Source organism: Arachnia propionica (assembly GCF_003859805.1).
Classification (GTDB): Bacteria; Actinomycetota; Actinomycetes; order Propionibacteriales; family Propionibacteriaceae; genus Arachnia; species Arachnia propionica_C.
In genome coordinates this window covers 1-22,722 of sequence record NZ_RQZG01000019.1, presented here as the reverse complement: position 1 = coordinate 22,722, position 22,722 = coordinate 1, and the positions used below count along the sequence as shown (strand labels likewise).

The 22,722-nt window shown below is 67.2% G+C and carries 22 protein-coding genes and 1 riboswitch; of the genes, 17 read left to right on the top strand and 5 right to left on the bottom strand.

Going from position 1 to position 22,722, the window contains the following annotated elements; translation table 11 throughout:
• Window positions 1-23: 23 nt before the first annotated feature.
• A riboswitch (cobalamin riboswitch) is annotated at window positions 24-134 on the top strand.
• A 25-nt stretch (window positions 135-159) separates the two neighbouring features.
• The 4 genes from EII34_RS13835 to cobA are packed head-to-tail and all read left to right on the top strand — an operon-like array spanning window position 160 to window position 5,922.
• Window positions 160-2,181 carry a putative cobaltochelatase gene (locus EII34_RS13835; protein ID WP_124845761.1) on the top strand — a complete coding sequence of 674 codons (2,022 nt, stop codon included), beginning with the start codon at window positions 160-162 and terminating at the stop codon, window positions 2,179-2,181.
• Window positions 2,181-2,792 carry a cob(I)yrinic acid a,c-diamide adenosyltransferase gene (gene cobO, locus EII34_RS13830; RefSeq protein ID WP_124845760.1) on the top strand — a complete coding sequence of 204 codons (612 nt, stop codon included), beginning with the start codon at window positions 2,181-2,183 and terminating at the stop codon, window positions 2,790-2,792. The genes EII34_RS13835 and cobO overlap by 1 nt, the downstream gene beginning before the upstream one ends.
• Window positions 2,789-5,191 carry a cobyrinate a,c-diamide synthase gene (locus EII34_RS13825; RefSeq protein WP_124845759.1) on the top strand — a complete coding sequence of 801 codons (2,403 nt, stop codon included), beginning with the start codon at window positions 2,789-2,791 and terminating at the stop codon, window positions 5,189-5,191. Before cobO ends, EII34_RS13825 begins: the two co-directional genes overlap by 4 nt.
• Window positions 5,188-5,922, top strand: a complete 735-nt coding sequence (gene cobA / locus EII34_RS13820) for a uroporphyrinogen-III C-methyltransferase (RefSeq protein WP_124845758.1) — start codon at window positions 5,188-5,190, stop codon at window positions 5,920-5,922. The genes EII34_RS13825 and cobA overlap by 4 nt, the downstream gene beginning before the upstream one ends.
• Here the strand turns inward: cobA and EII34_RS13815 are convergent.
• Window positions 5,907-6,548, bottom strand: a complete 642-nt coding sequence (locus tag EII34_RS13815; RefSeq protein WP_185711351.1) for a helix-turn-helix transcriptional regulator — start codon at window positions 6,546-6,548, stop codon at window positions 5,907-5,909. The two genes, cobA and EII34_RS13815, sit on opposite strands and share 16 nt — an antisense overlap.
• Window positions 6,549-6,591: 43 nt before the next feature.
• On the opposite strand from EII34_RS13815, the gene moaA reads away from it, so the two are divergent.
• The 13 genes from moaA (at window position 6,592) to moaC (ending at window position 20,766) form a co-directional block, all read left to right on the top strand.
• Window positions 6,592-7,611, top strand: a complete 1,020-nt coding sequence (moaA, locus tag EII34_RS13810; protein WP_124845756.1) for a GTP 3',8-cyclase MoaA — start codon at window positions 6,592-6,594, stop codon at window positions 7,609-7,611.
• 20 nt (window positions 7,612-7,631) lie between these two features.
• Window positions 7,632-7,871, top strand: a complete 240-nt coding sequence (locus EII34_RS13805; protein WP_124845755.1) for a MoaD/ThiS family protein — start codon at window positions 7,632-7,634, stop codon at window positions 7,869-7,871.
• Window positions 7,864-8,457: a molybdenum cofactor guanylyltransferase gene (gene mobA, locus EII34_RS13800; RefSeq protein WP_124845754.1), complete on the top strand. Its 594-nt coding sequence runs from the start codon at window positions 7,864-7,866 to the stop codon at window positions 8,455-8,457. The genes EII34_RS13805 and mobA overlap by 8 nt, the downstream gene beginning before the upstream one ends.
• Window positions 8,458-8,515: 58 nt before the next feature.
• The gene (locus EII34_RS13795) at window positions 8,516-12,229 is read left to right on the top strand and encodes a nitrate reductase subunit alpha (protein ID WP_124845753.1); all 3,714 of its coding nucleotides are present in this window, start codon (window positions 8,516-8,518) and stop codon (window positions 12,227-12,229) included.
• Window positions 12,229-13,797: a nitrate reductase subunit beta gene (narH, locus tag EII34_RS13790; RefSeq protein ID WP_260425168.1), complete on the top strand. Its 1,569-nt coding sequence runs from the start codon at window positions 12,229-12,231 to the stop codon at window positions 13,795-13,797. Before EII34_RS13795 ends, narH begins: the two co-directional genes overlap by 1 nt.
• A 5-nt stretch (window positions 13,798-13,802) precedes the next feature.
• On the top strand, window positions 13,803-14,411 hold the full coding sequence (gene narJ / locus EII34_RS13785; protein ID WP_124845752.1) for a nitrate reductase molybdenum cofactor assembly chaperone: 609 nt from the start codon (window positions 13,803-13,805) through the stop codon (window positions 14,409-14,411).
• Window position 14,412: 1 nt separating this feature from the next.
• Complete coding sequence (narI, locus tag EII34_RS13780) at window positions 14,413-15,210, top strand: respiratory nitrate reductase subunit gamma (protein ID WP_124845751.1); 798 nt, start codon at window positions 14,413-14,415, stop codon at window positions 15,208-15,210.
• A gap of 93 nt (window positions 15,211-15,303) precedes the next feature.
• Window positions 15,304-16,572 (top strand): MFS transporter, encoded by a 1,269-nt coding sequence (locus EII34_RS13775; RefSeq protein WP_124845750.1) that lies wholly within the window; start codon window positions 15,304-15,306, stop codon window positions 16,570-16,572.
• A gap of 2 nt (window positions 16,573-16,574) precedes the next feature.
• Window positions 16,575-17,945: an MFS transporter gene (locus EII34_RS13770; protein ID WP_124845749.1), complete on the top strand. Its 1,371-nt coding sequence runs from the start codon at window positions 16,575-16,577 to the stop codon at window positions 17,943-17,945.
• Window positions 17,946-17,953: 8 nt separating this feature from the next.
• Complete coding sequence (locus EII34_RS13765) at window positions 17,954-18,364, top strand: molybdenum cofactor biosynthesis protein MoaE (RefSeq protein ID WP_185711350.1); 411 nt, start codon at window positions 17,954-17,956, stop codon at window positions 18,362-18,364.
• Window positions 18,355-19,089, top strand: a complete 735-nt coding sequence (locus EII34_RS13760) for a HesA/MoeB/ThiF family protein (RefSeq protein WP_124845748.1) — start codon at window positions 18,355-18,357, stop codon at window positions 19,087-19,089. The genes EII34_RS13765 and EII34_RS13760 overlap by 10 nt, the downstream gene beginning before the upstream one ends.
• Window positions 19,086-20,288: a molybdopterin molybdotransferase MoeA gene (locus tag EII34_RS13755; RefSeq protein WP_221620311.1), complete on the top strand. Its 1,203-nt coding sequence runs from the start codon at window positions 19,086-19,088 to the stop codon at window positions 20,286-20,288. Before EII34_RS13760 ends, EII34_RS13755 begins: the two co-directional genes overlap by 4 nt.
• A 4-nt stretch (window positions 20,289-20,292) precedes the next feature.
• A complete protein-coding gene (gene moaC / locus EII34_RS13750) occupies window positions 20,293-20,766 on the top strand; it encodes a cyclic pyranopterin monophosphate synthase MoaC (protein WP_124845746.1) in 474 nt (157 codons plus the stop codon).
• Here the strand turns inward: moaC and EII34_RS13745 are convergent.
• From EII34_RS13745 to EII34_RS13730, 4 genes are all read right to left on the bottom strand, one after another.
• Window positions 20,758-21,264 carry a MogA/MoaB family molybdenum cofactor biosynthesis protein gene (locus tag EII34_RS13745; RefSeq protein WP_124845745.1) on the bottom strand — a complete coding sequence of 169 codons (507 nt, stop codon included), beginning with the start codon at window positions 21,262-21,264 and terminating at the stop codon, window positions 20,758-20,760. The two genes, moaC and EII34_RS13745, sit on opposite strands and share 9 nt — an antisense overlap.
• 20 nt (window positions 21,265-21,284) lie before the next feature.
• Complete coding sequence (locus tag EII34_RS13740) at window positions 21,285-21,746, bottom strand: hypothetical protein (RefSeq protein ID WP_124845744.1); 462 nt, start codon at window positions 21,744-21,746, stop codon at window positions 21,285-21,287.
• Between the two features lie 121 nt (window positions 21,747-21,867).
• Complete coding sequence (locus EII34_RS13735) at window positions 21,868-22,308, bottom strand: hypothetical protein (RefSeq protein WP_124845743.1); 441 nt, start codon at window positions 22,306-22,308, stop codon at window positions 21,868-21,870.
• Between the two features lie 14 nt (window positions 22,309-22,322).
• Window positions 22,323-22,722 (bottom strand): hypothetical protein (locus EII34_RS13730; protein ID WP_221620310.1); only part of this gene is annotated, 400 nt, incomplete at its 5' end.

Genomic DNA, 22,722 nt, shown 5'->3' with positions numbered 1-22,722 from the left:
GTACCTGAGCCTACTCATCGTGTGGAAGAATGGCCCCGCCGGGTGAGGAATGCGGTGCGAATCCGCAGCGGTCCCGCCACTGTGATCCCCGTCCAGGGGTGAGCCAGGTCATCCGCCCGGCCGAAACTGTCGTGGGCGCGGACCCACAGGAAGGCTCAGATGAAGTTCCCATTCACCGCGGTCCTGGGTGCCGAGGACATGTCGCGTGCCCTGATCCTGGCCAGCATCTCCCCCCAGATCGGAGGGGTGCTCGTGCGCGGCGAGAAGGGCACGGCGAAGTCCACCATCGTGCGTGGTCTGACAGAGGTGCTGCCAAAGCAGCAGGTCCTCGTCGGATGTCGGTTCCGCTGCGACCCCGACCAGCTGGATGCCGACTGTCTCGACCTGGACGTCGCCAACCGGGAGGTGGCGACGGTGCCCGTACCGCTGGTCGAGCTCCCGGTGGGTGCCTCCGAGGACCGCGTGACCGGGTCGTTGGACCTGCAGGCGGCTCTCGGCAAGGGGGAGACCACCTTCGAGCCGGGTCTGCTCGCCGCCGCCCATCGGGGGATCCTCTACGTCGATGAGGTGAACCTGCTCCACGACCACCTGGTGGACCTGCTGCTGGACGCCGCCGCGATGGGGCGCAACACCGTCGAACGTGACGGGGTCTCGGTCTCCCATGCCGCCCGTTTCATGCTGGTGGGCACCATGAACCCCGAGGAGGGGGAGCTGCGTCCGCAGTTGCTCGACCGGTTCGGTCTCACCGTCGAGGTCCATGCCCCCCGCGACCCTGCCACGCGGGTGGGGATCGTGCGGCGACGCATGGCCTTCGACGCCGACCCGGAGGGGTTCCGGGCCTCCTACGCCGATCGGCAGGCCGAGCTGGCCCGACGCATCGCGGACGCACAACGACGCGTCGATCGGGTCGAGCTGAGTGATGCGATGCTCGCCAAGATCGCCGAGGTCTGTGCCGCCTTCGACGTGGACGGGATGCGTGCCGACATCGTCACCGCCCGGGCCGCCGTCGCCAACGCGGCCTGGGAGGGGCGTGACAGGGTCACCAAGGCCGACATTCGGGTGGCCGCGTTGCTGTCCCTGCCGCACCGCCGCCGCCGTAAGCCCTTCGACGCCCCGGGCCTGGACGAGGACCTGCTCGACCAGTTGCTGGGCGACGACGAGCCTGATCCGGAACCCGAACCCCCCGAGGACCCGGGACAGGGACCGGACGATGACGCCCAGCGCCCCGGAGATGCCAGGCCCGAGCCGGAGGACCAGCACGCTCCGGCTGACCCTCCCGGGCAGCCTGAGCCGCAGCGGGATCCACCCTCGGCGGAGTCGCAGGAGTCGGAGCCGCCATCAGGGATGGCACCGATGGGACTGGCAAGCGCGGATTCTCCCTTCCGGCCCCGAGTGCTTCGGGCCAAGGGCCTAGGGGAGGGGACACCGGGACGACGCTCCAGGGCGCTGACCAGCCACGGCCGGGTCGTCGGTGTCGATCCCCGCGCGACGACCGGTGCCTGGCACGTTCCAGCCACCATCAAGGCGGCCGCCCCGCACCAGGCGACCCGCGGCAAGCGGGACGGGCAGCGGCTCCACATCCTCGGCGAGGACATCCGACGTGCCCGACGGGAGGGACGGGAGTCCAACCTGGTGCTCTTCGTCGTCGATGCCTCAGGATCGATGGGGGCCAGGCGACGCATGACCACCGTGAAGACCGCGGTGCTGTCCCTGCTGCTGGATGCCTACCAGCGTCGCGACAAGGTGGGCATGATCACCTTCAGGGGTGAGGGGGCAGAGCTGGTGCTGCCTCCCACCAATTCCGTCGAGGCAGCGGCGTTGCGGCTCGACGAGCTGCCCCACGGTGGCCGTACCCCTCTGGCCGAGGGGCTGGAGTGTGCGGCCCAGGTGTTGGCGACCGAGGCGGTCAAGGATCCGACGCGACGTCCCATCCTCGTGCTGCTCAGCGACGGCCGCGCCACGGCGGGCAAGGGCGCACTCGCCCGCTCCCGTGCCGCTGCGGACGCGTTGTCGTTGCGTGGTCTCGACTGCGTGGTGATCGACTGTGAGAGCGGGCCGATGCGGCTCGGGCTCGCCGGTGACCTCGCGATGCGTCTGGGGGCCGAGCTGGTGCCCATGGCGGAACTCGACCCGGCCGCCATCACCCAGGTGGTGCGCGGCCAGTACCAGGAGGTGGCGTGATGGCCCAAGGAACCCCGACCACTGTGCCGGACGACGGCCTGACCACCCGGCAACGGCGCAACCGCCCCTTGGTGCTGGTCAACCAGGGTGAGGGCAAGGGCAAGTCGACGGCCGCCTTCGGTCTGGCCCTGCGAGGGTGGAACCAGGGCTGGAGCATCGGGATCTTCCAGTTCGTGAAGTCCGCCAAGTGGCGGATCGGTGAGCAGAGTGCACTCGAGGCGCTGGGGCGACTTCACGACAGCACCGGCGAGGGCGGGCCCGTCGAGTGGAACAAGATGGGATCGGGTTGGTCCTGGACCCGAAGGTCAGCCGACGAGGATCCCGCGGAGGCCGCCCGTGACGGCTGGGCGGAGGTGAGACGACGGCTGGCGGAACAGACCCACACCCTCTACGTCCTCGACGAGTTCACCTACCCCATGGAGTGGGGGTGGATCGATGCCGAGGAGGTGGCGGAGGTGCTGCGGAACCGCCCCGGGTTCCAGCACGTCGTCATCACGGGACGGCGCTGCCCCGAGCCGATCCTCGAGGTGGCCGGGCTCGTGACGACCATGACGAAGATCAAGCACCCCTTCGACGAGGGGCAGAAGGGCCAGAAGGGCATCGAGTGGTGAACCTGCCCCGTTTCGTGGTGGCGGCCGCAGCCTCCGGCCAGGGCAAGACGACCATCACCACCGGGATCATCGCCGCGCTGGCCGCGAGGGGACTCACCGTCCAGGGGTTCAAGGTCGGTCCTGATTTCATCGATCCCGGGTACCATGCCATGGCCTCCGGGCGGCCGGGCCGCAACCTCGACCCGTTCCTGGTCGGCGAGGAGCGCATCACACCGTTGCTCGCCCACGGGGCGACAGGAGCCGACATCAGCGTCATCGAGGGGGTGATGGGGCTCTACGACGGCCAACTGGGTCACCACGGATTCGGTTCCACCGCTCACGTGGCCGCGCTGTCCTCCTCCCCGGTCGTGCTGTGTCTCGACGCCTCGGCCACCTCCCGTTCCATCGCGGCCGTGGCGCTCGGGTTGACCCACTACGATCCTGCGTTGCGTTTCGCCGGGGTCATCATCAACAAGGTGGCCACCGACCGGCACCGCGACGAGGTGCTCGCCGCGCTGGATGGTCTCGACCTTCCGATCCTCGGCATCCTGCCCAGGGACGCCGCGATCGAGGCGCCGTCGCGTCATCTGGGGCTGGTTCCCGTCGAGGAGCGCGCTGATGCCGAGGCGACCATGGGACGCCTGGCCGAGCAGGTGGCCACCCATGTCGATCTCGACGCCCTCATCGCCGCGGCACGCACCGCACCCGAGGTGGTGGTGCCCCCGTGGCAGCCCACCGCAGAGGTCGTACCTCCCTCGCCACGACGTCCGGTCGTCGCCGTCGCGGGAGGCAGGGCCTTCACCTTCCGTTACGCCGAGACCCTGGAACTGCTCGAGGCGGCCGGTTGCCGCCCCGTGATCTTCGACCCAGCAGTGGACCACGCCCTGCCGGAGGGCACGGCAGGCATCTATCTCGGTGGCGGGTTCCCCGAGGTGCATGCCGCGGCCCTCACCTCCCGCGAGACCCTGCTGGCCGATCTGCGTCGGCACATCGCCGCCGGGGTCCCGGTGGTCGCGGAATGCGCCGGGATGCTCTACCTGGCTCGTGGCGTCGACGGGTCCCCGATGGTGGGGGCGATTCCCGGGGTGGCCGCGATGGGACCCCGGTTGACGCTGGGTTACCGACGTGCCAGTGCCGTGCGTGACGGCTTCTACGCGCGCAGCGGGGAGGAGGTCACCGGTCACGAGTTCCACCGGACCACGACACAGTTCCCGCCCGGGATGACGGCTGCCTGGGGCTGGGAGGGGCCGCAAGGGCACTGGGACGACGGCTGGAGCAGTGACAACGTCCATGCCTCCTACCTCCACGTCCACTGGGCCGGTCACCCTCAGCTGGCCCAACGTTTCGCCGATGCCGTCCATGCCTTCCGCGAAGAGGTGCCGCGGGGAGAACCGGGAGCGGCCCCGATGCGCAGCGTCGAACCGGATCTGCACCACCACGGTGATGCGGAACTGAGCCCGGGGGTGGTGGACCTCGCCGTGAACGTGAGGTTGTCTGAACCCCCGGCGTGGTTGCTCGCCGAGATCCGGGCCGCTGCTCTGGCCCCCTACCCGGACAGCCGTGCGGCCATCGTTGCGCTCGCCTCATGGCACGGTGTCGAGGAGGGCAACGTGCTGCCGGTGGCAGGAGCGGCGGAGGCCTTCACCCTCATCGCCCGGGCCCTGCCACACCGGCACCCCGTGGTGGTCCATCCCCAGTTCACCGAACCCGAGGCCGCGTTGCGGGCTGCAGGTGTCGTGCCGCATCGGGTGCTGAGCTGGCCCGAGGACGGATTCCGGTTCCATGCGGATCGGGTGCCGAGCGGAGCGGACCTCGTGATGATCGGCAACCCGACGAACCCGACGGGGGTGCTCCACCCGGCCGAGGAGATCCGCCGCTGCTGTCGCCCGGGGCGGGTCGTGGTGGTGGACGAGGCCTTCATGGACGCGGTGCCCGGGGAGGGCGAGTCCATGCTCGTGGGAGGACTGACGGGAGTGCTCGTGCTGCGCTCGCTCACCAAGACCTGGGGGCTGGCGGGGCTGCGTGTCGGATACGTCATCGGCGATGAGGAGCTCATCGCGCGTCTGAAGGCGGTGCAGAGCCCCTGGGCCGTCAGCTCTCCTGCACTCGCGGCGATGTCGGCGGTGTCCACCGGGCAGGCACACGCGGAGGTTCGTCAGTGGCAGGAGCAGCTCGACGCGGAACGCGAGGCCCTGACCATAGGACTGCGGGGACTCGGACTGCACGTCGTGGACTCCGCGGCTCCCTTCCTGCTGGTCAGGGGGCCGAGCGGACTCAGGGAAAAGGTGAGGGCCCGTGGGCTCGGCCTCAGACGGGGTGATACGTTCCCGGGGCTGGGTGAGGAATGGTTCCGAGCGCGGATCCCCGGGGCGGAGCTCCGTGCCCGGCTGTTGCAGGTGTTGAAGGAGGAACTGGCATGAGTGGACGAGTGATCCTGGTCGGGGCGGGCCCCGGGGACCCCGATCTCATCACCGTCGCCGGGCTGAAGGCGCTGCGTGCGGCCGACGTCGTGGTGACGGATCGTCTGGTGCCCACGGAGCTGCTCGAGGAGATCGCCGAGGGGGCCGAGGTGATCCACGTCGGGAAGATCCCACGTGGTGAGTTCACCCCCCAGGAGACCATCAACCAGATCCTCGTGGACCAGGCGCTGGCCGGACGCACCGTCGTCCGGTTCAAGGGCGGGGATCCGTTCGTCTTCGGGCGCGGCTTCGAGGAATGGCAGGCGTGTGAGCGTGCCGGGATTCCGGTCAGCTACGTCCCCGGAATCTCCTCCTCCATCGCCGGTGCCGGGTTGGCCGGGGTACCGGTGACGCACCGGGGCCTCGTCCAGGGATACGCGGTGGTCAGCGGCCATGTCGCCCCGGACGACCCGCGGGGCAGCATCGACTGGGACCATCTGGCCACCTCCGGTTTGACGATCGTGATCATGATGGGCGTGCAGAACCTGCCACGGATCACCGAACGTCTCGTGGCCGCCGGACTCGCGACGACGACCCCGGCCGTGGTCATCGAGAACGCCGGTCTTCCCACGATGCGGGTGCTCAGCTCCCCGGTCGGTGAGCTGGCCGCAGCCGCTGAGCAGGCAGGGGTGCAGCCCCCTGCGGTCACTGTCATCGGTGAGGTCGCGGCACTGGCTCAGCCCTGTTCGTGAATGCCCAGGTCCACCCGGCAGGTCTGCTCCCCGATCTCCAGCAGACCGCTGTGGACCCGGGTTCCCTCGAGGAAGCCGTCGAGGAACCCCTGATGGACCGCACACACCAGTGGTAGCAGGTCATCCCGGACGGTGCCCCGGAACGGGCAGCGGGAGAAACACAGCCCGGCCTGGTCGCGCGTGGTGGTGAAACCTCGTTCACCCAGGTGGCGGACCAGATCGATGACAGTGGTCTCCGGCAGTTCGTGGTCCCGCTCCTCCTGGGAGGCGAGTGAGCTGCCCCAGGTGCGCCCCGCCTCGATGGCCGAGGCCCCGGGGTCGGGGGAGAGCAGACAGAGCTGTCCCAGCAGGGTCTGGGTGAGTTCCACCAGGTGAACGTGATGCATCTCGGGTGACTCCGAGGTGGCCTGGTAGTGCATCGGGGGCCGTCCTGGGCCACCGGTGCCGACCTGATGTCTGGTGGCGTAGCCGGTTGCGACGAGGGCCTCCAGGTGAAAACGCGAGGAGTTCTGGTGCAGGTCGAGCCGCTCGGCGATCTGTGTGATCGTCATGGGGGCGGCTGCGGTCTGCAACAGGGCCAGCACCCGAGCTCGGGTGGGGCCCAGACCATGAGGGGTTGTCGTCACGGACACAATCTTGCAACACGTGACGGGCTGTAGCATTTTCACCATGAACTCGGTGAAACTGGTGGACGCCCACGGGCGCATCGCCCGGGACCTCCGGGTCTCACTCACCGATCGGTGCAACCTGCGGTGCAGCTACTGCATGCCACCCGAGGGTCTGCAGTGGCTGCCCACCGAGGAAACCCTGACCGACGAGGAGGTCATCCGGGTGATCCGGGTGGCCGTCACCAGGCTCGGGGTGCAACGCATCCGGTTCACGGGTGGTGAACCGTTGCTGCGCGGGGGGCTGGAGCGCATCATCGCAGCAGCCGCTGGACTCGTCGGCCCCGACGGGCGTCCCGAGCTGTCCTTGACCACGAACGGGCTCGGGCTCGACAAGCGCATCGACCGGCTGGCCCGGGCCGGGCTCGACCGGGTCAACATCTCGGTCGACTCGCTCGATCCGGTGCGTTACGCGCAGCTCACCCGTCGTGATCGGTTGCCTGACCTGCTGCGGAGCATCCAGGCGGTGGAGCAGGTCGGGTTGCGACCGTTGAAACTCAACTCGGTCATCATGCGAGGGGTCAACGAGGACGACATCCTGCCGCTGGCCGGGTTCGCCCTGACGAGGGGGCATCAACTGCGGTTCATCGAGCAGATGCCGCTCGGGCCCCGGCACGGTTGGGATCGCAGCCGGATGGTCACCGCACCGGAGATCCTCGAGGTGCTCGGACGACGGTTCCAGTTGACACCCGCACAGGAGGCACGCGGCGCGGCCCCGGCCGAGCTGTGGCGGGTCGCCCCGGACGATGAGCAACCAGGGGGATGCATCGGTGTGATCGCCTCGGTCACCGATCCCTTCTGCGGTGCCTGTGACCGGACCCGCATCACGTCGGACGGGCAGGTGCGTTCCTGTCTCTTCTCCCGGCGGGAGACCGATCTGCGGGGCATCCTCCGTGGTGAGGGGAGCGATGACGACCTCGTCGCGGCCTGGGCGGTGGCGCACGCGGCCAAGCCCAGGGCGCACGGGATCGATGAGATCGGGTTCACGCCGCCGGAGCGCACGATGAGCGCCATCGGTGGGTGAGTTCTGTTGAGGAGGAAGGCATGAAGGTTCGGTTCTTCGCGGGTGCCATGGAGGCGGCCGGCACGGAGGAGACGGAGGTGGTGGCCGAGGGGATGAGTGCTGCCGAGGTCGTCGAGAGCTTGGGTCGGGGGAATCCGCGGCTGGCCGAGGTACTCCGGGTGAGTTCCCTGCTGGCGGACGGGGTGAGGGTCAACGATCTCGCCCTCGACCTGACCGGGGTCGCCCAGCTCGACGTGCTGCCCCCCTTCGCCGGTGGCTGAGCAGCGTCTCGGCATCGTCCTCGGTGGAGGACGGTCGTCTCGGATGGGCACCGACAAGCTCGAGCTCACGGTGTCCGGGAGGACCCTGCTCCAGCGGGTTGTCGAGGCGGCTCTGTGGGGGTGCCACCGGGTTCTCGTGGTGTCGCCGTCCCGGGAGGGGTTCGAGGACCCCCGCGTCCGTTTCGTGTTGGAGGAGCCGCCCTACGGGGGGCCTGCTGCCGGGCTGGCCGCCGCGGTGACGGATGTGTCCTGGGCGGATGGGGCGACGGAGGTCATGGTGCTCGCGGGCGATCTGGCCTCTCCCGACGTGACGGTGTCCTGTCTGCTCGATGGCGATCTCGATGCCGATGGTGTGGTTCTCGTGGATGAGGAGGGCTGGCCGCAGCACCTGGCGGCTCGGTACCGGCTGGCGGCCCTCAGGGCGGCGGTGGTCGAGGCCCGAGGGGAGTGTCGGGGCATGTCGGTGAAACGGTTGCTGACGAGGCTGAATTTGGCAATGAAAAACGTTCCAAAATTGGCGACCGTGGATCTCGACACCCCGGATTTGGCCCGCATCCACGGCGTTGATGGCGAGTTTTCTCCGTAAAAAATAAATTCTCAATAAACATGTGAAATTTCCGTCGAGTCGTGCCAAGCTATGGCCCATGAGCAGCGCTTCACCACGTCTGGATGGCCCCGCGTCAGAGGCCTTGTTGAAGGTCGGGAAGTTCTTCACGAAGTGGGAGCACATCGATGACGGGAGGGCGGTTCTCCGGGAGGGAGACCGTGCCGGGGATGTCTTCTACCGGGATCGTTGGAGCCACGACAAGGTGGTCCGCTCCACCCACGGGGTGAACTGCACGGGATCATGTTCCTGGCAGGTCTACGTCAAGGACGGCCTGATCACCTGGGAGTCGCAGCAGACGGACTATCCCTCCACCGGGCCGGACCGCCCGGAGTACGAACCGCGTGGCTGCCCCCGTGGTGCGGCCTTCTCCTGGTACACCTACTCGCCCACCCGAGTGCGTTACCCCTACGCCCGGGGCGTGCTCGTCGAGATGTACCGGGAGGCGAAGTCCCGACTGGGTGATCCCGTCGAGGCGTTCCGCGAGGTGACCAATGATCCGGTCAAGCGGCGTCGTTACCAGCAGGCCCGCGGCAAGGGTGGGCTGGTTCGGATCTCCTGGGAGGAGGCACTGGAGATCGCGGCCGCCAGCTATGTCAACACCATCCAGCACCACGGACCGGATCGCTGCGTCTCCTTCTCGCCGATCCCGGCGATGAGCATGGTCTCCCATGCCATCGGTACCCGCTTCACCCACCTCATCGGTGGTGCCATGACGAGTTTCTACGACTGGTACGCCGACCTGCCGGTGGCCAGCCCCCAGGTCTTCGGCGACCAGACCGACGTGTGTGAGTCCGGCGACTGGTGGGATGCGACCTACCTCATGATGTGGGGGTCCAACGTGCCGGTGACCCGTACCCCGGATGCCCACTGGATGGCCGAGGTGCGATACCGCGGCACCAAGGTGGTGGCGGTCAGCCCCGACTACGCCGACAACGTCAAGTTCGCCGACGAGTGGTTGCCCGCCCAGGCAGGCACCGATGCCGCACTGGCCATGGCCATGGGGCACGTCATCCTCAAGGAGAACTTCGTCGACCGCAAGGTCGAGTACTTCGACAACTACGTCAAGCACTACACCGACATGGGGATGCTCGTCACCCTGGAGGAGCACCCTGACGGCCACGGGTTGACGGCCTCGAAGTTCCTCACGGCGGCGGACCTGCCGACGCATCGCAACGAGTCCGACGCCCAGTTCAAGACGGTGATGTGGGATCAGGCCAGCTGGACGCCAGCGGTTCCCAACGGTTCGATGGGGTTCCGCTACGCCGCCGATGGTGAGGGCCGTTGGAACCTCGACCTGGGGGAGATCGACCCGGCCCTCAGCCTGCACGACCTGCCCGGATCGCAACCCGTCGAGATCGCCCTGCCCTGTTTCGAGGATCCCCGAGGTCAGGGAACCATCATCCGTCGAGGTGTCCCGGCCCGCTACGTCGAGGGCAAGCTCGTCACCACGGTGCTCGACCTCATGCTGGCTCAGTACGGTGTCCACCGTGACGGTCTGCCGGGGCTCTGGCCGAGCGGCTACGACGACGCCCGGACGCCCTACACCCCGGCCTGGCAGGAGACCATCACCTCGGTGCCCGCCGAGGCCTGCCTCAGGGCGGCACGTGAGTTCGCAGGCAATGCCGCGGAATCAGGGGGACGCACCATGGTCATCATCGGTGCTGGCATCTGCCACTGGTTCCACGCCGATGTCACCTATCGCTCGATCATGGCACTGCTCATGATGTGTGGTTGCATCGGTCGCAACGGAGGCGGCTGGGCGCACTACGTCGGCCAGGAGAAGTGCCGCCCCATGACGGGGTGGTTCAACATGGCCAACGCCACCGACTGGACCCGCCCGCCCCGCACGATGATCGGTACCGCCTACTGGTACATGCACACCGATCAGTGGCGCACCGACGGGTACTCGGCCGACCGGATCACCTCGCCGCTGTCGAAGGGCAGGCTGGACGGGATGCACGCCGCGGACTCCATCGCGATGGCGCAGCGGCTCGGCTGGATGCCGTTCTACCCGTCCTTCGACAGGAACCCGCTCGACCTGGCCGACGAGGCGCTGGCCGCCGTCGAACGCGGTGAGTACGCCACGCCGCAGGAGTACGTGGCGGCGCGCCTGAAGTCGGGGGAGCTCAAGAGCTCGCTGGAGGACATCGACGCCCCGGAGAACTGGCCCAGGACCATGATCCTGTGGCGGTCCAACCTGTTCGGATCCTCCGCGAAGGGGGCCGAGTACTTCAGCAAACACCTGCTGGGCACCCACAACAACGTGATGGAGAACGGACACGGGGCCGACCGGCGTCCCGAGGTCGTCGGTTGGCGGGACGAGGCGCCCGAGGGGAAGCTGGACCTGCTCATCACCTCCGATTTCCGCATGACCTCCTCCACCCTGTTGAGCGACATCGTGCTGCCGGCCGCGACCTGGTACGAGAAGTACGACCTCAGTTCGACGGACATGCATCCCTTCGTCCATGCCTTCACCCCAGCGATCCCCCCGCCCTGGGAGGCCCGCACGGACTTCCGGATGTTCACGGATCTGGCGCGCCGGATCGGCGAGCTGGCGAAGGGGCGGCTCGACGTCCGCAAGGACCTCGTGGCGGTTCCGATGCAGCACGACACCCCCGGGCAGATCGCCCAACCGGGCGGCATCGTCCCGGACTGGCGGGGCACCGACCTGCCTGCGGTTCCCGGCAAGAACCTGCCGATCCTGGCCGTGGTGGAGCGCGACTACACGGCGATCGCGGACAAACTGCTGACCGTCGGTCCCCTGGCCGATGAGCTGGGGTTCACCACCAAGAACATCACCTATGACGTCTCCCACGAGGTGCAGCGCCTCGCCGAGAAGCACGGGGTGTTCCCCTCCGGGGCGGCCGCCGGACGGCCGGCCATCGACACCGACGAGCGCCTGGCGGAGGCCATCCTCACCTTCTCCGGTACCACCAACGGTGAGCTGGCGGTCCAGGGGTTCAAGAACCTGGAGCGCAAGACCGGGCGCGACCTGGTGGACTACGCCGCGGGCGCGGAGGAGAAGCGGGTCACCTATGTCCAGACCCAGCAGGCCCCGCAGTCGGTGATCACCTCCCCGGAGTGGTCCGGCTCCGAGACGGGGGGACGACGCTACGCGGCCTTCACCATCAACACCGAGCGGCTCAAGCCGTGGCACACCCTCACCGGGCGGATGCACTTCTTCCTCGACCACGACTGGATCACCGACGCCGGGGAGAACCTGCCGATCTTCCGGCCACCTCTCGACATGGTGCGCGACTACGGTGAACCGGCCCTCGGCGGGACGGGGGAGCGGGCCATCACGGTGCGCTACCTCACGGTGCACAACAAGTGGGCCATCCACTCCCAGTACCAGGACAACCCGTTCATGCTGACGCTGGGCAGGGGCGGGTCCCAGGCCTGGCTCAGCGTCCAGGACGCCGCCGCCATCGGTGTCGCCGACAACGACTGGGTGGAGCTGACCAACGCCAACGGCGTGTTCGTGGCCCGGGCCATCGTCTCACCGAAACTGCCCGCCGGGGTGGCCTACGTCCAGCACGCCCAGGAACGCGTCGTCGACACTCCGAGGTCCCAGGCCACCGGTCGTCGTGGTGGCATCCACAACTCGGTCACCCGGATCCTGCTCAAGGCCACCCATCTGATCGGTGGGTACGCCCACCTGGCCTACGCCTTCAACTACCTGGGGCCGAGTGGGGTCCAGCGTGACATCGTCTCGACGGTGCGCCGTCGCTCCCAGGAGGTGAACTACTGATGCCCGGGCGACGTCGTGTCATGGCCCAGGTGGCCATGGTGATGAATCTGGACAAGTGCATCGGCTGCCACACGTGTTCGGTGACCTGCAAGCAGGCATGGACGAACCGGGCGGGCACCGAGTACGTCTGGTTCAACAACGTGGAGACCCGCCCCGGTCAGGGCTATCCCCGCACCTACGAGGACCAGGAGAAGTGGCAGGGCGGTTGGGTGCGCACCCGATCGGGGCGCCTCAAGCTCCGCTCGGGGGGTCGCTTCAAGAAGTTGCTCAGCATCTTCGCCTCACCGGCCCAGCCGGAGATCGGGGACTACTACGAGCCGTGGACCTACGACTACGAGAACCTCACCAGGGCACCGCTGGGCGATGACTTCCCGGTGGCCAGGCCGAAGTCGTTGATCACGGGCACGGACATGGCCATCACGATGTCCGCCAACTGGGACGACGCCTTGGGTGGCATCCACGAGACGGGACACGACGACCCCATCGTGAAGAAGCTCCGGGAGGAGGCGAACCTGCAGATCAAGTTCGAGTACGAGAAGACGTTCATGTTCTACGTCCCTCGGATCTGTGAGCACTGTCTCAACCCCTCCTGCATGGCCTCCTGCCCGTCGGGTGCGATCTACAAACGGGTCGAGGACGGCATCGTGCTCGTCGACCAGGACAAGTGCCGTGGCTGGCGGCAGTGCATCACCGGCTGCCCCTACAAGAAGATCTACTTCAACCACCGCACCGGCAAGGCCGAGAAGTGCACCTTCTGCTACCCGCGGCTGGAGGCGGGCATGCCGACGGTGTGCTCCGAGACCTGTGTCGGCAGACTCCGCTACATCGGCATCATCCTCTACGACCCGGACCAGGTGACCCGGGCCGCATTGGCCGATGACAAGGACCTGTACGAGGCACAGCTCGACGTGATGCTTGACCCGAACGATCCCCGGGTGATCTCTGACGCCCGGGACAGCGGCATTCCCGCCGACTGGATCCTGGCCGCACAGCGTTCCCCGGTGTATGCGCTCATCAAACACTTCAAGGTGGCGTTGCCGCTGCACCCGGAGTACCGCACCATGCCGATGGTCTGGTACGTGCCGCCGCTGTCCCCGGTCGTGGATCTCCTCAAGTCACAGGGCCATGACTCGGAGGCAGGGGGCAACCTGTTCGGGGCCATCGATGCACTGCGCATCCCGGTGGAGTACCTGGCGGAGTTGTTCACCGCCGGTGACACCGAGGTGGTGACCCTCGTGTTGCAGCGGCTCGCTGCGATGCGCTCCTACATGCGTGACGTCACCCTGGGACGGGAACGTCAACCAGAGCTTGCCCATGCGGTCGGGATGACCCCCGACGCGATGGAGCAGATGTACCGGCTGCTCGCCATCGCCAAGTACGACGAACGCTACGTGATCCCGCAGGCCCATTACGAGCGGGCGCACAACCTGGAGGAGATGGCCTGTGCCCTCGACTTCGAGGGTGGCCCGGGTGCCGGGGGCAACGGCCCCTACGCCAGCGCGATGGGCAATGTGGTTCCGGTCACCATCGAGAGCTACGCCTCGGCCAAGGCCAGGCGCGGGGAGTAGTGGCCATGGAGTCCACGGTGGTGTTCAGTGCTGCGGCACTGCTGTTGAGCTATCCGGACGAGGAACTGCTCAGTCGGCTCGACGCGATCGAGGAGGCAGTGGCCACGACGGGGGTCGCGGAGCTGTTCGCACCGACCATTGCGCACCTGCGTTCCAGTTCCCTGATGGAGGCGCAGTCGTTCCACGTCCAGGAGTTCGACCTGTCCCGTCGCCACGCCCTGCACCTGACCTACTGGACCGACGGTGACACGCGTCGCCGAGGCGAGGCCCTGCTGCACTTCAAGCAGGTCTACCGATCCTCCGGGTTGTTGGTCGACCTGGCAGGGGAGTTGCCCGACCACCTCCCGGTGGTGCTGGAGTTCGCCGCCGTCGCCGATCCTGGGTCAGGCAGGAGACTCCTGGAGGAGTACCGGGTGTCGTTGGAGTTGCTGCGCATCGGGCTCGTCGAGGACGGTCTGCCCCAGGCGGGGGTCGTCCAGGCGGTGTGCCAGATGCTCGGCGGCACTTCCCCGCAGACCCGGGCCGAGGTCGCGAAACTTCTCGAGGGACCACCCACCGAGACCGTCGGCATGGGTGCCGATCTGCTTCCCTACCCCCAGTTCCTAGGACACTGAGATGCACGTTCTGCTGAAGACCGAGAGCCCCATCACCGGACTGGACATCTTCGTGTGGGGGGTGTTCCCCTACGTCGTGGCGGCGGTGCTCATCGGCGGCACCATCTGGCGGGCCCGGTATGACAAGTTCGGTTGGACCACACGTTCCTCACAGCTCTACGAGTCGAAGCTGCTGCGGATCGCCTCCCCGGTGTTCCACTTCGCGATGCTCGCGGTGTTCATGGGACACGTGGTGGGGCTGCTCATCCCGAAGGCCCTGACCGACTGGATCGGGATCAGTCAGGAGATGTACCACGCCGGGGCGCTCTACGGTGGTGGCCTGGCCGGCGTCGCGCTGGTCTTCGGTCTGGTGCTGCTGCTGTGGCGTCGTTTCTCCAACAAGGCGGTGTCCCGGGCCACGACCGTCAACGACACGCTGATGTACGTGCTGATGGCGACGGTGATCGGGCTCGGTCTGGTGGCCACACTGACCGGTGACCACACCCCGGCCGGGGACCACCACAACTACCGTGAGACGGTCTCGGTGTGGTTCCGCTCCCTGTTCGTCCTGCAACCGGACCTGGCTGCGATGAAGTCCGCCACCTGGCAGTTCCAGACCCACGTGGTCCTGGGCCTGCTGCTCATCGCGGCGGTTCCGTTCACCCGGCTGATCCATGCCTTCTCCGCCCCGGTGCACTACCTGTTCCGGCCCTACATCGTCTACCGCTCCCACAGCCCTCGTGACCACGCCTCGACCACCACCAAGGGTCGTGGCTGGGATCCCGTGGGTACCCCGGACAACCATCGTGGTCGTCCCTGATCCCCCTCCTCGTCAAGAAAGAACCCAGAAGTGAGCAAGCACCTGACAGAGGTTGCGCCCATCCATGACACCGGCCGGGGAGCCGGGCGTGTCATGACCATGTCCACCATCGCCTTCACCCTGATGTTCGCGGTGTGGTTGATGTTCGGGATCCTCGGCATCCCCATCCAGAAGGAACTCGGGCTGAGCGACGAGCAGCTGTCCTGGATCTCCGCGGTGGCGGTGCTCAACGGCTCCATGTGGCGTCTGCCGGCCGGGATCCTGGCGGATCGGATCGGTGGCCGCAAGGTCACCTTGTTCATGCTGTTCGCCACCGCCATTCCCGCCTATCTGGTGTCGTTCGCGAACAACTACGCGATGCTGCTGGTTCTGGCCTTCCTCGTCGGTTTCGCCGGGAACCTGTTCTCGGTGGGGACCGCGTGGAACTCCGCCTGGTTCTCCAAGGAGCGCCAAGGCCTGGCACTCGGTGTCTTCGGGGCGGGCAACGTCGGGGCCTCGGTGACGAAGTTCATCGGCCCCGGTCTCATCGCGGCGACGGCGGGCAGCACCTACATCCTGGGCATCCAGGGGGGCTGGCGGCTGATCCCGGTGATCTATGCCGTGCTGCTGGTGGTGGTCGGGATCATCACCTGGTTGGTGGTGCCGAAGGTGGACCGGGCACCGGGGACCTCGAAGCCGATCCGTGAGATGCTGCAGCCGCTGCGCCACGTGAGGGTGTGGCGGTTCAGCCTCTACTACGTGGCCGTGTTCGGGGCCTACGTGGCGCTGTCGGCCTGGCTGCCGAAGTACTACACGGACAACTTCGCGGTGGACCTGGGAACCGCTGCCCTGCTGACCGCCACGTTCATCTTCCCGGCCTCCCTGCTCCGGCCACTCGGCGGCTGGTTCAGCGACCGGTGGGGGGCGCGCCGCGTGATGTACTGGACCTTCGGGCTGATGCTGGTCACCAGCGGCATCCTCATGATGCCGAGCGGGTACCTCACCGTCATCCATCCCGACGGCCATGAGAGCACCCACATGCACTACGCGATGCAGCTGCCCTGGTTCGTGATCTTGGTGTTCCTGCTGGGTTGTGCGATGGGCATCGGCAAGGCCGCGGTCTACAAGCACATCCCGGAGTACTTCCCGGACAACGTCGGCTCCGTCGGCGGGCTCGTCGGGATGCTGGGTGGACTCGGCGGATTCGTGCTGCCGCCCCTGTTCGCCTACACCAAGTCCTGGTCGGGGTTCCCGAGCAGCACCTTCTTCTGCATCTTCGTGCTGGTGGCCGTCTGTGCCGTCTGGATGCACATCACGATCCACCGGATGCTGCACGAGGCCGCCCCGGAGCTGGCGGACAAGATCGACAAGGAAGGTGAGTGACGATGGGCACCAGAGTCGAGACCAACGGTGACTGGCTCACCCATTGGGACCCTGAGGACGAGGCCACCTGGGATCGACGGTTGGCGTGGAACACCCTGACCGTCACCACGGTCAGCCTCACCCTGTGTTTCGTGGCATGGTTCCTGCCGAGCGCCTTCGTGCCGAAGCTGAAGGCCCTCGGGCACGACATCGACGTCACCGGTCTGTACTGGCTGGCGGCCATGCCCGGTCTCTCGGGTGGTCTGATGCGGCTGGTGTGGATGGTGCTGCCGCCCATCATGGGAACGCGGAAGCTGGTGGCCTGGACCACGGCCGCCCTGCTGTTGCCGCTGCTCGGCTGGGCCTTCGCCATCCAGAACAACCAGACCCCTTACTGGGTGTTGATGCTGCTGGCCTTCCTGGCGGGCATCGGGGGTGGGGCCTTCTCCGGGTTCATGCCGTCGACCTCCTTCTTCTTCCCCCGCAAGGCCCAGGGAACGGCTCTCGGCATCCAGGCCGGGATCGGGAACTTCGGGGTGTCACTGGTGCAGCTGCTGACCCCGTGGCTCATCGGCTTCGGCATGATCGGGGTGGCCCAGTACGTCCCGCTGCCGCAGGGCGGCACCCGTGAGGTCTTCTACCAGAACGCGGCCCTGATCTACGTCCCGATCGTGTTGGCGGTGGCCGTCTGGGCCCACCTGGTGCTGCGTTCGGTTCCGGTGAAGGCCAACATCAGGCAGCAGTTCGACATCTTCGGCAACCAGGACACCTGGTGGATGACGCTGCTCTACATCATGACCTTCGGCACCTTCTCGGGGCTCTCGGCCCAGTTCGGGCTGCTCATGGGCAATCTCTACGGGGCGGGCAACTCGGCCATCGTCGACGGCGGTACGGTGCTGGTGGAGGGCTATGCGGTTCCGGACCCGGTGTCCTTCGTCTTCCTCGGTCCGCTGGTGGGCGCGGGTGCCAGGGTGCTGTTCTCCCCGTTGACCGACCGCATGGGAGGGGCCATCTGGACCCTGATCTCCGGGGTTGGTCTGGTGGCGGCGATCGGGTTCACGATTCCGGCCCTCACCCCGGACACCTCGAGCGCGGCGGCCCTGCAGGCCGGGTTCAACCAGTTCCTGTGGGGGATGCTCGCCATCTTCCTGTTCTCCGGGATCGGGAACGCTTCCACCTTCAAGCAGATGCCGATGATCTTCGAGCGCCGTCAGGCCGGTGGTGTGATCGGCTGGACCGCGGCGGTGGCTGCCTTCGGACCGTTCCTGTTCGGGGTGGGGCTGTCCATGCTCGGTGCGGTGGTGTTCTACTGGATCGGTGTGGTGTGGTGCCTCGTCTGTATCGCTGTCACGTGGTGGCGCTACGCCCGCAAGGGCGCGGCGAGGCCCAGCTGAGGAGCACGGTGAGTTCTCACGCAGCCGTGGTGGACACGGACATCGACGGTGAGGCCCTGCTCCGGCTGGTCCAGGATGACCGGGCCGGGGCGGTGGTGAGCTTCGCCGGGGTGGTGCGCAACCACGACCACGGGGTGGCCGTCACCGGGATCGAGTACGTGGCGCACCCCTCGGCGGAGGAGGTGCTGCAGGAGGTGGTCGCGGAGTTCGCGCCCAGGGTCCATCACATCGCGGTGCAGCATCGCATCGGGTGGCTCGACATCGGTGGTGTGGCGCTGTACCTGGCGGTCTCGGCCTCACACCGCAAGGAGGCGATCAGCTGTCTCGACGAGTTGATCGACGAGATCAAGGCGAGGCTCCCCATCTGGAAGAAGCAGTTCCTGGCCGACGGTGGTCATGAGTGGTCGCAATGCCCCTGACGGATCATCAGCGGGAACGCTACGCCCGCAACATCGATGTCGTCGGGCTCGGGATCGAGGGCCAGGAGCGGCTGCTCGCCTCGTCGGTCCTGGTGATCGGTGCGGGAGGGCTCGGTTCGGCCGCCCTGCCGTACCTGGCCGCGGCCGGTGTCGGACGGATCGGCATCGTCGACGGCGACGTCGTGGAGCTGCGCAACATGCAGCGTCAGGTGCTGCACACCCTGGTCGGCGCCCCCAAGGCCTGTTCGGCGGCGGAGCGTCTGTCGGCCCTCAACCCGGAGATCGTGGTCGAGTCCTTCCCGGAGTACCTGACGGGGCCGCGCGCAGCCGAGCTGTTTCCTGGCTTCGATCTGGTGTTGGACTGCTGTGACACCTTTGCCGCGAAGTTCCTCGTCGCCGATGCCGCAGAGCTGGCGGATGTCCCGGTGGTGTGGGCCTCGGCGGTCGGGATGCAGGGTCAGTGCAGCGTCTTCGGGGTGCCGGATCGCCATGGCGAGAAGCTTCGGCTGCGTGACCTCATCCCGGAGGAGCCCGATGTGGGCACCTACCCGAGGGCGACGGAGGTCGGGGTGTTGGGAGCGATGGTGGGGCAGCTCGGTGCACTGCAGGCCACGGAGGCGATCAAGCTCCTCGCCGGGTTCGGTGACCCCCTGGTGGGACGGGTCGCGGTCTTCGACGCCCTGAGGGCATGCTGGGATCAGCTGCCCTTGAGGAGGTCACGTTGAGAAGCGTCGAGGAGCATCTGGCCCATGTCCTGGGGCTGGCCGGGAGGCTCGAGGCCGAGGTGTGCGGCATCGGTGCCGGGGACGGAAGGGTGTTGGCGGAGGATCTGTTGGCCAGGGTGCCGGTGCCGCCGTTCGACAACTCGGCGATGGATGGTTTCGCGGTGCGGGCTGATGATCTGGCTCCCGGGATCTCGCTCAGGGTGGTGGGGGACATCCCGGCAGGGGCCGAGGTGCTGCCCACGGTGGGGCCGGGGGAGGCGGCGCGGATCATGACGGGGGCGCCGATGCCGCCGGGCGCGGATGCGGTGGTCCCGGTCGAGCAGACCGATCAGCCGGTCGGCGCGGTTGCTTTGCCCGAGACGGTACGGATCACGGAGCCTGTTGCAGCGGGGCGGCACGTGCGTCGTCGGGGTGAGGACGTCGATGTCGGTGAGCTGGCGCTTCGGGCAGGCCTGCGCTGGGGACCGGCTGCGGCCTCGGCGGCGGCGTCACTCGGGTACGCGGAGGTGCCGTTGATCCGACGCCCCAGGGTTGCGGTACTGGCCACGGGGTCCGAACTCGTCGCTGCGGGGGAGAGGTTGGGGACCGGGCAGATCCCGGACTCGAACTCCTGGTTGGTGAGTGGCCTGGTGCGGCAGTTCGGCGCGGAGGTGCTCACCGCGGGAAGAATTGGCGATGATCCGAGGGAGTTCGCCGCCGCGCTGGAGGCGGCAGGTGAGGCAGATCTGGTCGTGACCACCGGTGGGGTCTCGGTGGGTGCCTTCGAGGTGGTGCGGCAGGTCACTCAGGGGGATGTCGATTTCGTGACGGTGGCGATGCAGCCGGGCAAGCCGCAGGCCAGTGGGCTGCTCCGGCTGGGGGAGGCACGCCAGGTCCCGATGCTCGGGTTGCCGGGCAATCCGGTCAGTGTCTTCGTCTCCGCGTGGGTCTTCGTGAAACCGTTGATCGATCTCATGGCAGGACGGCAGGAGATGGCGCAGTGCTTTGAGGCCGTCGCGGTGGTGGGATGGTCCGGGCCGGGACCACGGCGTCAGTACATTCCTGTCGTGCTGACCGAGGAGGGGGTCTCGCCGGTGCACCGGCTCGGTTCGGGTTCGCATCTGGTGGCGAGCCTTGCCCTGGCCGACGCGTTGGCGGTCGTGCCGGAAGGGATCTCAGAGGTGCGGGCCGGGGACACCGTGACGTGCCTTAGAGTGTGACCCCATGGAGTTCACCCATCTCGATGGACGCGGCCAGGCCCGCATGGTTGATGTCACCGCCAAGCAACCCACGGTGCGTGAGGCCAGGGCGGAGGCGGTGGTCTCGTGTTGTGAGCAGGTGGTGGCTGCGCTGCGGGACGGCACGGTGCCGAAGGGGGATGTGCTGGCGGTGGCCCGGGTGGCTGGCATCGCAGCGGCGAAGAAGGTGCCGGATCTGTTGCCCCTGGCCCATGTCATCGGTGTGCACGGGGTGACGGTGGACCTGGCGGTGACCGATCAGGGTGTGGCGATCTCGGCGACGGTGCGCACGGCTGACCGCACCGGGGTGGAGATGGAGGCCCTCACCGCGGTGACGGTGGCCGCACTGGCGGTGGTGGACATGGTCAAGGGCAGCGACCGGTCGGCGGAGATCGTCTCGGCCCGGATCGTCGCGAAGTCCGGTGGGCGGTCCGGGGACTGGGTACGCCCCTCACCCTGAGGCCGGGCGGTCGAGATCGTGGTCGGCCCCGTCGAGCTGCTCCACCAGGTGGTGCAGCAGGGGGCCGATGACATCGATGGTGTCCCGGGCGCCTCCCCGGGAGCCCGGCGCGTTGATGACGACGCAGCGTGGTTCCGTCTCCATCACCCCGGCGATGCCACGTGACAGCAGGGCCCGGGGTTCCTTCTGGGCGCCGAGGCGCCGCACCTCCTCCATGAGGCCCGGGATTTCGTGGGTGATGAGATCACGCAGCGCCTCGACGGTGACATCGGTGGGGCTGATCCCGGTGCCGCCGGTGGTGCAGATGATCCGGGCGCCGTCTCGTTGCGCGGCGAGGACTGCTCCACGGATCAGCTCCCGGTCATCAGGTACGATGACCGGCTCTGCCACCTCGAAACCCAGCCCAGCCAGGGCATCGCGCAGGATGGGGCCGGAACGGTCCTCGTAGACGTCGTGGGCGGCCCGGTCAGAGCAGGTGATGACGGCGGCTCGTGTCATGCCGCAACTGTAGTCGAGGTTCAGCTGAAGCGGTTCTCGGCAACGGCTGCCCGCTGTTCCTCGACGGGGAGGGTCTTGAAGGCTCCCATGGCGTACGGGTCGTGACGGGGAACCCCCGCCTTGAGCGCGCGGCGGTACCACGGTGGCAACAAGAAGCGCGGGAACCAGACCAAGAAACCAAGGAACATGACTATTCCATTGATGAACCAGATGATGCTGATGATTCGCATGAGGGTCAAGGGGGCGACGGGTGCCCAAACAATAGTTCCCATACAGAACAACCAGGTGCCCCCGTAGGGAAGACTCAGAAGAGGGCTGGACCAGCCTCGATATGTGGTCACGAAGCGCGGCACAGCCTCGGTGTACACCTTCCAGCCTTGCCACCAGGACAACAAGCCGATGAGGTTGAGGACGATCCCCGTAAAGATGTAACCGGGCGTCAGCTCCTCGAGTACCAGTAGAGCCATCTGAGTTTCGATCAACCGAGAATCCCTTTCACGAAGTTCCACGCTCCCTCTCCGAAGTCAGCAATCCCATCTCCGAGGGTCTTGCCCTTCCCGATCGGGATGCTCGTGTCGAGCATGCCGCAACTGTAGTCGAGGTTCAGCTGAAGCGGTTCTTGGCAACGGCTGCCCGCTGTTCCTCGACGGGGAGGGCCTTGAAGGCTCCCATGGCGTACGGGTCGTGACGGGGAACACCCGCCTTCAGCGCGCGACGGTACCACGGCGGCAACAAGAAGCGCGGGAACCAGATGATGCTTCCCAAAAGGGACACCACGATGCTTGGGAGCCAGACCAATGCCGCGATGGTCATGACGGCATCGGGAAGGATTGGCTTGAAAGCCCCGAGCCCCATCGAAAGGGAAAAACCCGCGAAATAAGGCAATGCCAGACTGGTGCTTGACCATCCGCTGTAACTTGTGACGAATCGAGGCACAGGCTCTGTGTAGACTTTCCAGGCCAACCGGCAGTGGATGAGCCCAAGGCAGAAGAAGAAAATTCCCACTGCGACCACTGGCGGAGTGACAGCTTCCACTTCGAGCAAGTGTAAAACGATAGTCATCCTCCGAACCATCCTTTGACTGCGTTCCAGACACCTTCACCCACGTCAGCAGTCACGTCTCCGAGTGTCTTGTCTTTTCCGACCGGGATGCTCATGCCGAGACCGATGGCAAGCCCAACACCGAGTCCGATCAGAGGACCACCGACGGGGATCGCCGCACCGATTGCCAGCCCTGCTCCGACCGCGGTCGTGATCTGTGAGGTCGAACGCACTGTGGTGGTCTCGATGGTCTTGAGCTGGCGTTGTTGTTCGGTGAGTTCGGGGTTCTGTTCGCGGTAGCGCTTGTCGGCCTTGTCGTACTCACTGGTGAAGGTGAGCACGATCCCGGCGGCGAACAGGCCTCGTCCGGCTGCTCGGCCCCAGCCGGAGGTGCCGATCTTGGTGGTGACCGTGCTC

What these genes read in the sequence shown, in the direction of transcription:
- narI (WP_124845751.1), top strand. Translation starts at nt 14,413, where the DNA reads ATGCACGTTCTGCTGAAGACCGAGAGCCCCATCACCGGACTGGACATC.
- cobA (WP_124845758.1), top strand. Translation starts at nt 5,188, where the DNA reads ATGAGTGGACGAGTGATCCTGGTCGGGGCGGGCCCCGGGGACCCCGAT.
- moaA (WP_124845756.1), top strand. Translation starts at nt 6,592, where the DNA reads ATGAACTCGGTGAAACTGGTGGACGCCCACGGGCGCATCGCCCGGGAC.
- EII34_RS13770 (WP_124845749.1), top strand. Translation starts at nt 16,575, where the DNA reads ATGGGCACCAGAGTCGAGACCAACGGTGACTGGCTCACCCATTGGGAC.
- narH (WP_260425168.1), top strand. Translation starts at nt 12,229, where the DNA reads ATGCCCGGGCGACGTCGTGTCATGGCCCAGGTGGCCATGGTGATGAAT.
- EII34_RS13835 (WP_124845761.1), top strand. Translation starts at nt 160, where the DNA reads ATGAAGTTCCCATTCACCGCGGTCCTGGGTGCCGAGGACATGTCGCGT.
- moaC (WP_124845746.1), top strand. Translation starts at nt 20,293, where the DNA reads ATGGAGTTCACCCATCTCGATGGACGCGGCCAGGCCCGCATGGTTGAT.
- narJ (WP_124845752.1), top strand. Translation starts at nt 13,803, where the DNA reads ATGGAGTCCACGGTGGTGTTCAGTGCTGCGGCACTGCTGTTGAGCTAT.
- EII34_RS13760 (WP_124845748.1), top strand. Translation starts at nt 18,355, where the DNA reads ATGCCCCTGACGGATCATCAGCGGGAACGCTACGCCCGCAACATCGAT.
- EII34_RS13795 (WP_124845753.1), top strand. Translation starts at nt 8,516, where the DNA reads ATGAGCAGCGCTTCACCACGTCTGGATGGCCCCGCGTCAGAGGCCTTG.
- EII34_RS13745 (WP_124845745.1), bottom strand. Translation starts at nt 21,264, where the DNA reads ATGACACGAGCCGCCGTCATCACCTGCTCTGACCGGGCCGCCCACGAC.
- EII34_RS13805 (WP_124845755.1), top strand. Translation starts at nt 7,632, where the DNA reads ATGAAGGTTCGGTTCTTCGCGGGTGCCATGGAGGCGGCCGGCACGGAG.
- EII34_RS13775 (WP_124845750.1), top strand. Translation starts at nt 15,304, where the DNA reads ATGACCATGTCCACCATCGCCTTCACCCTGATGTTCGCGGTGTGGTTG.
- cobO (WP_124845760.1), top strand. Translation starts at nt 2,181, where the DNA reads ATGGCCCAAGGAACCCCGACCACTGTGCCGGACGACGGCCTGACCACC.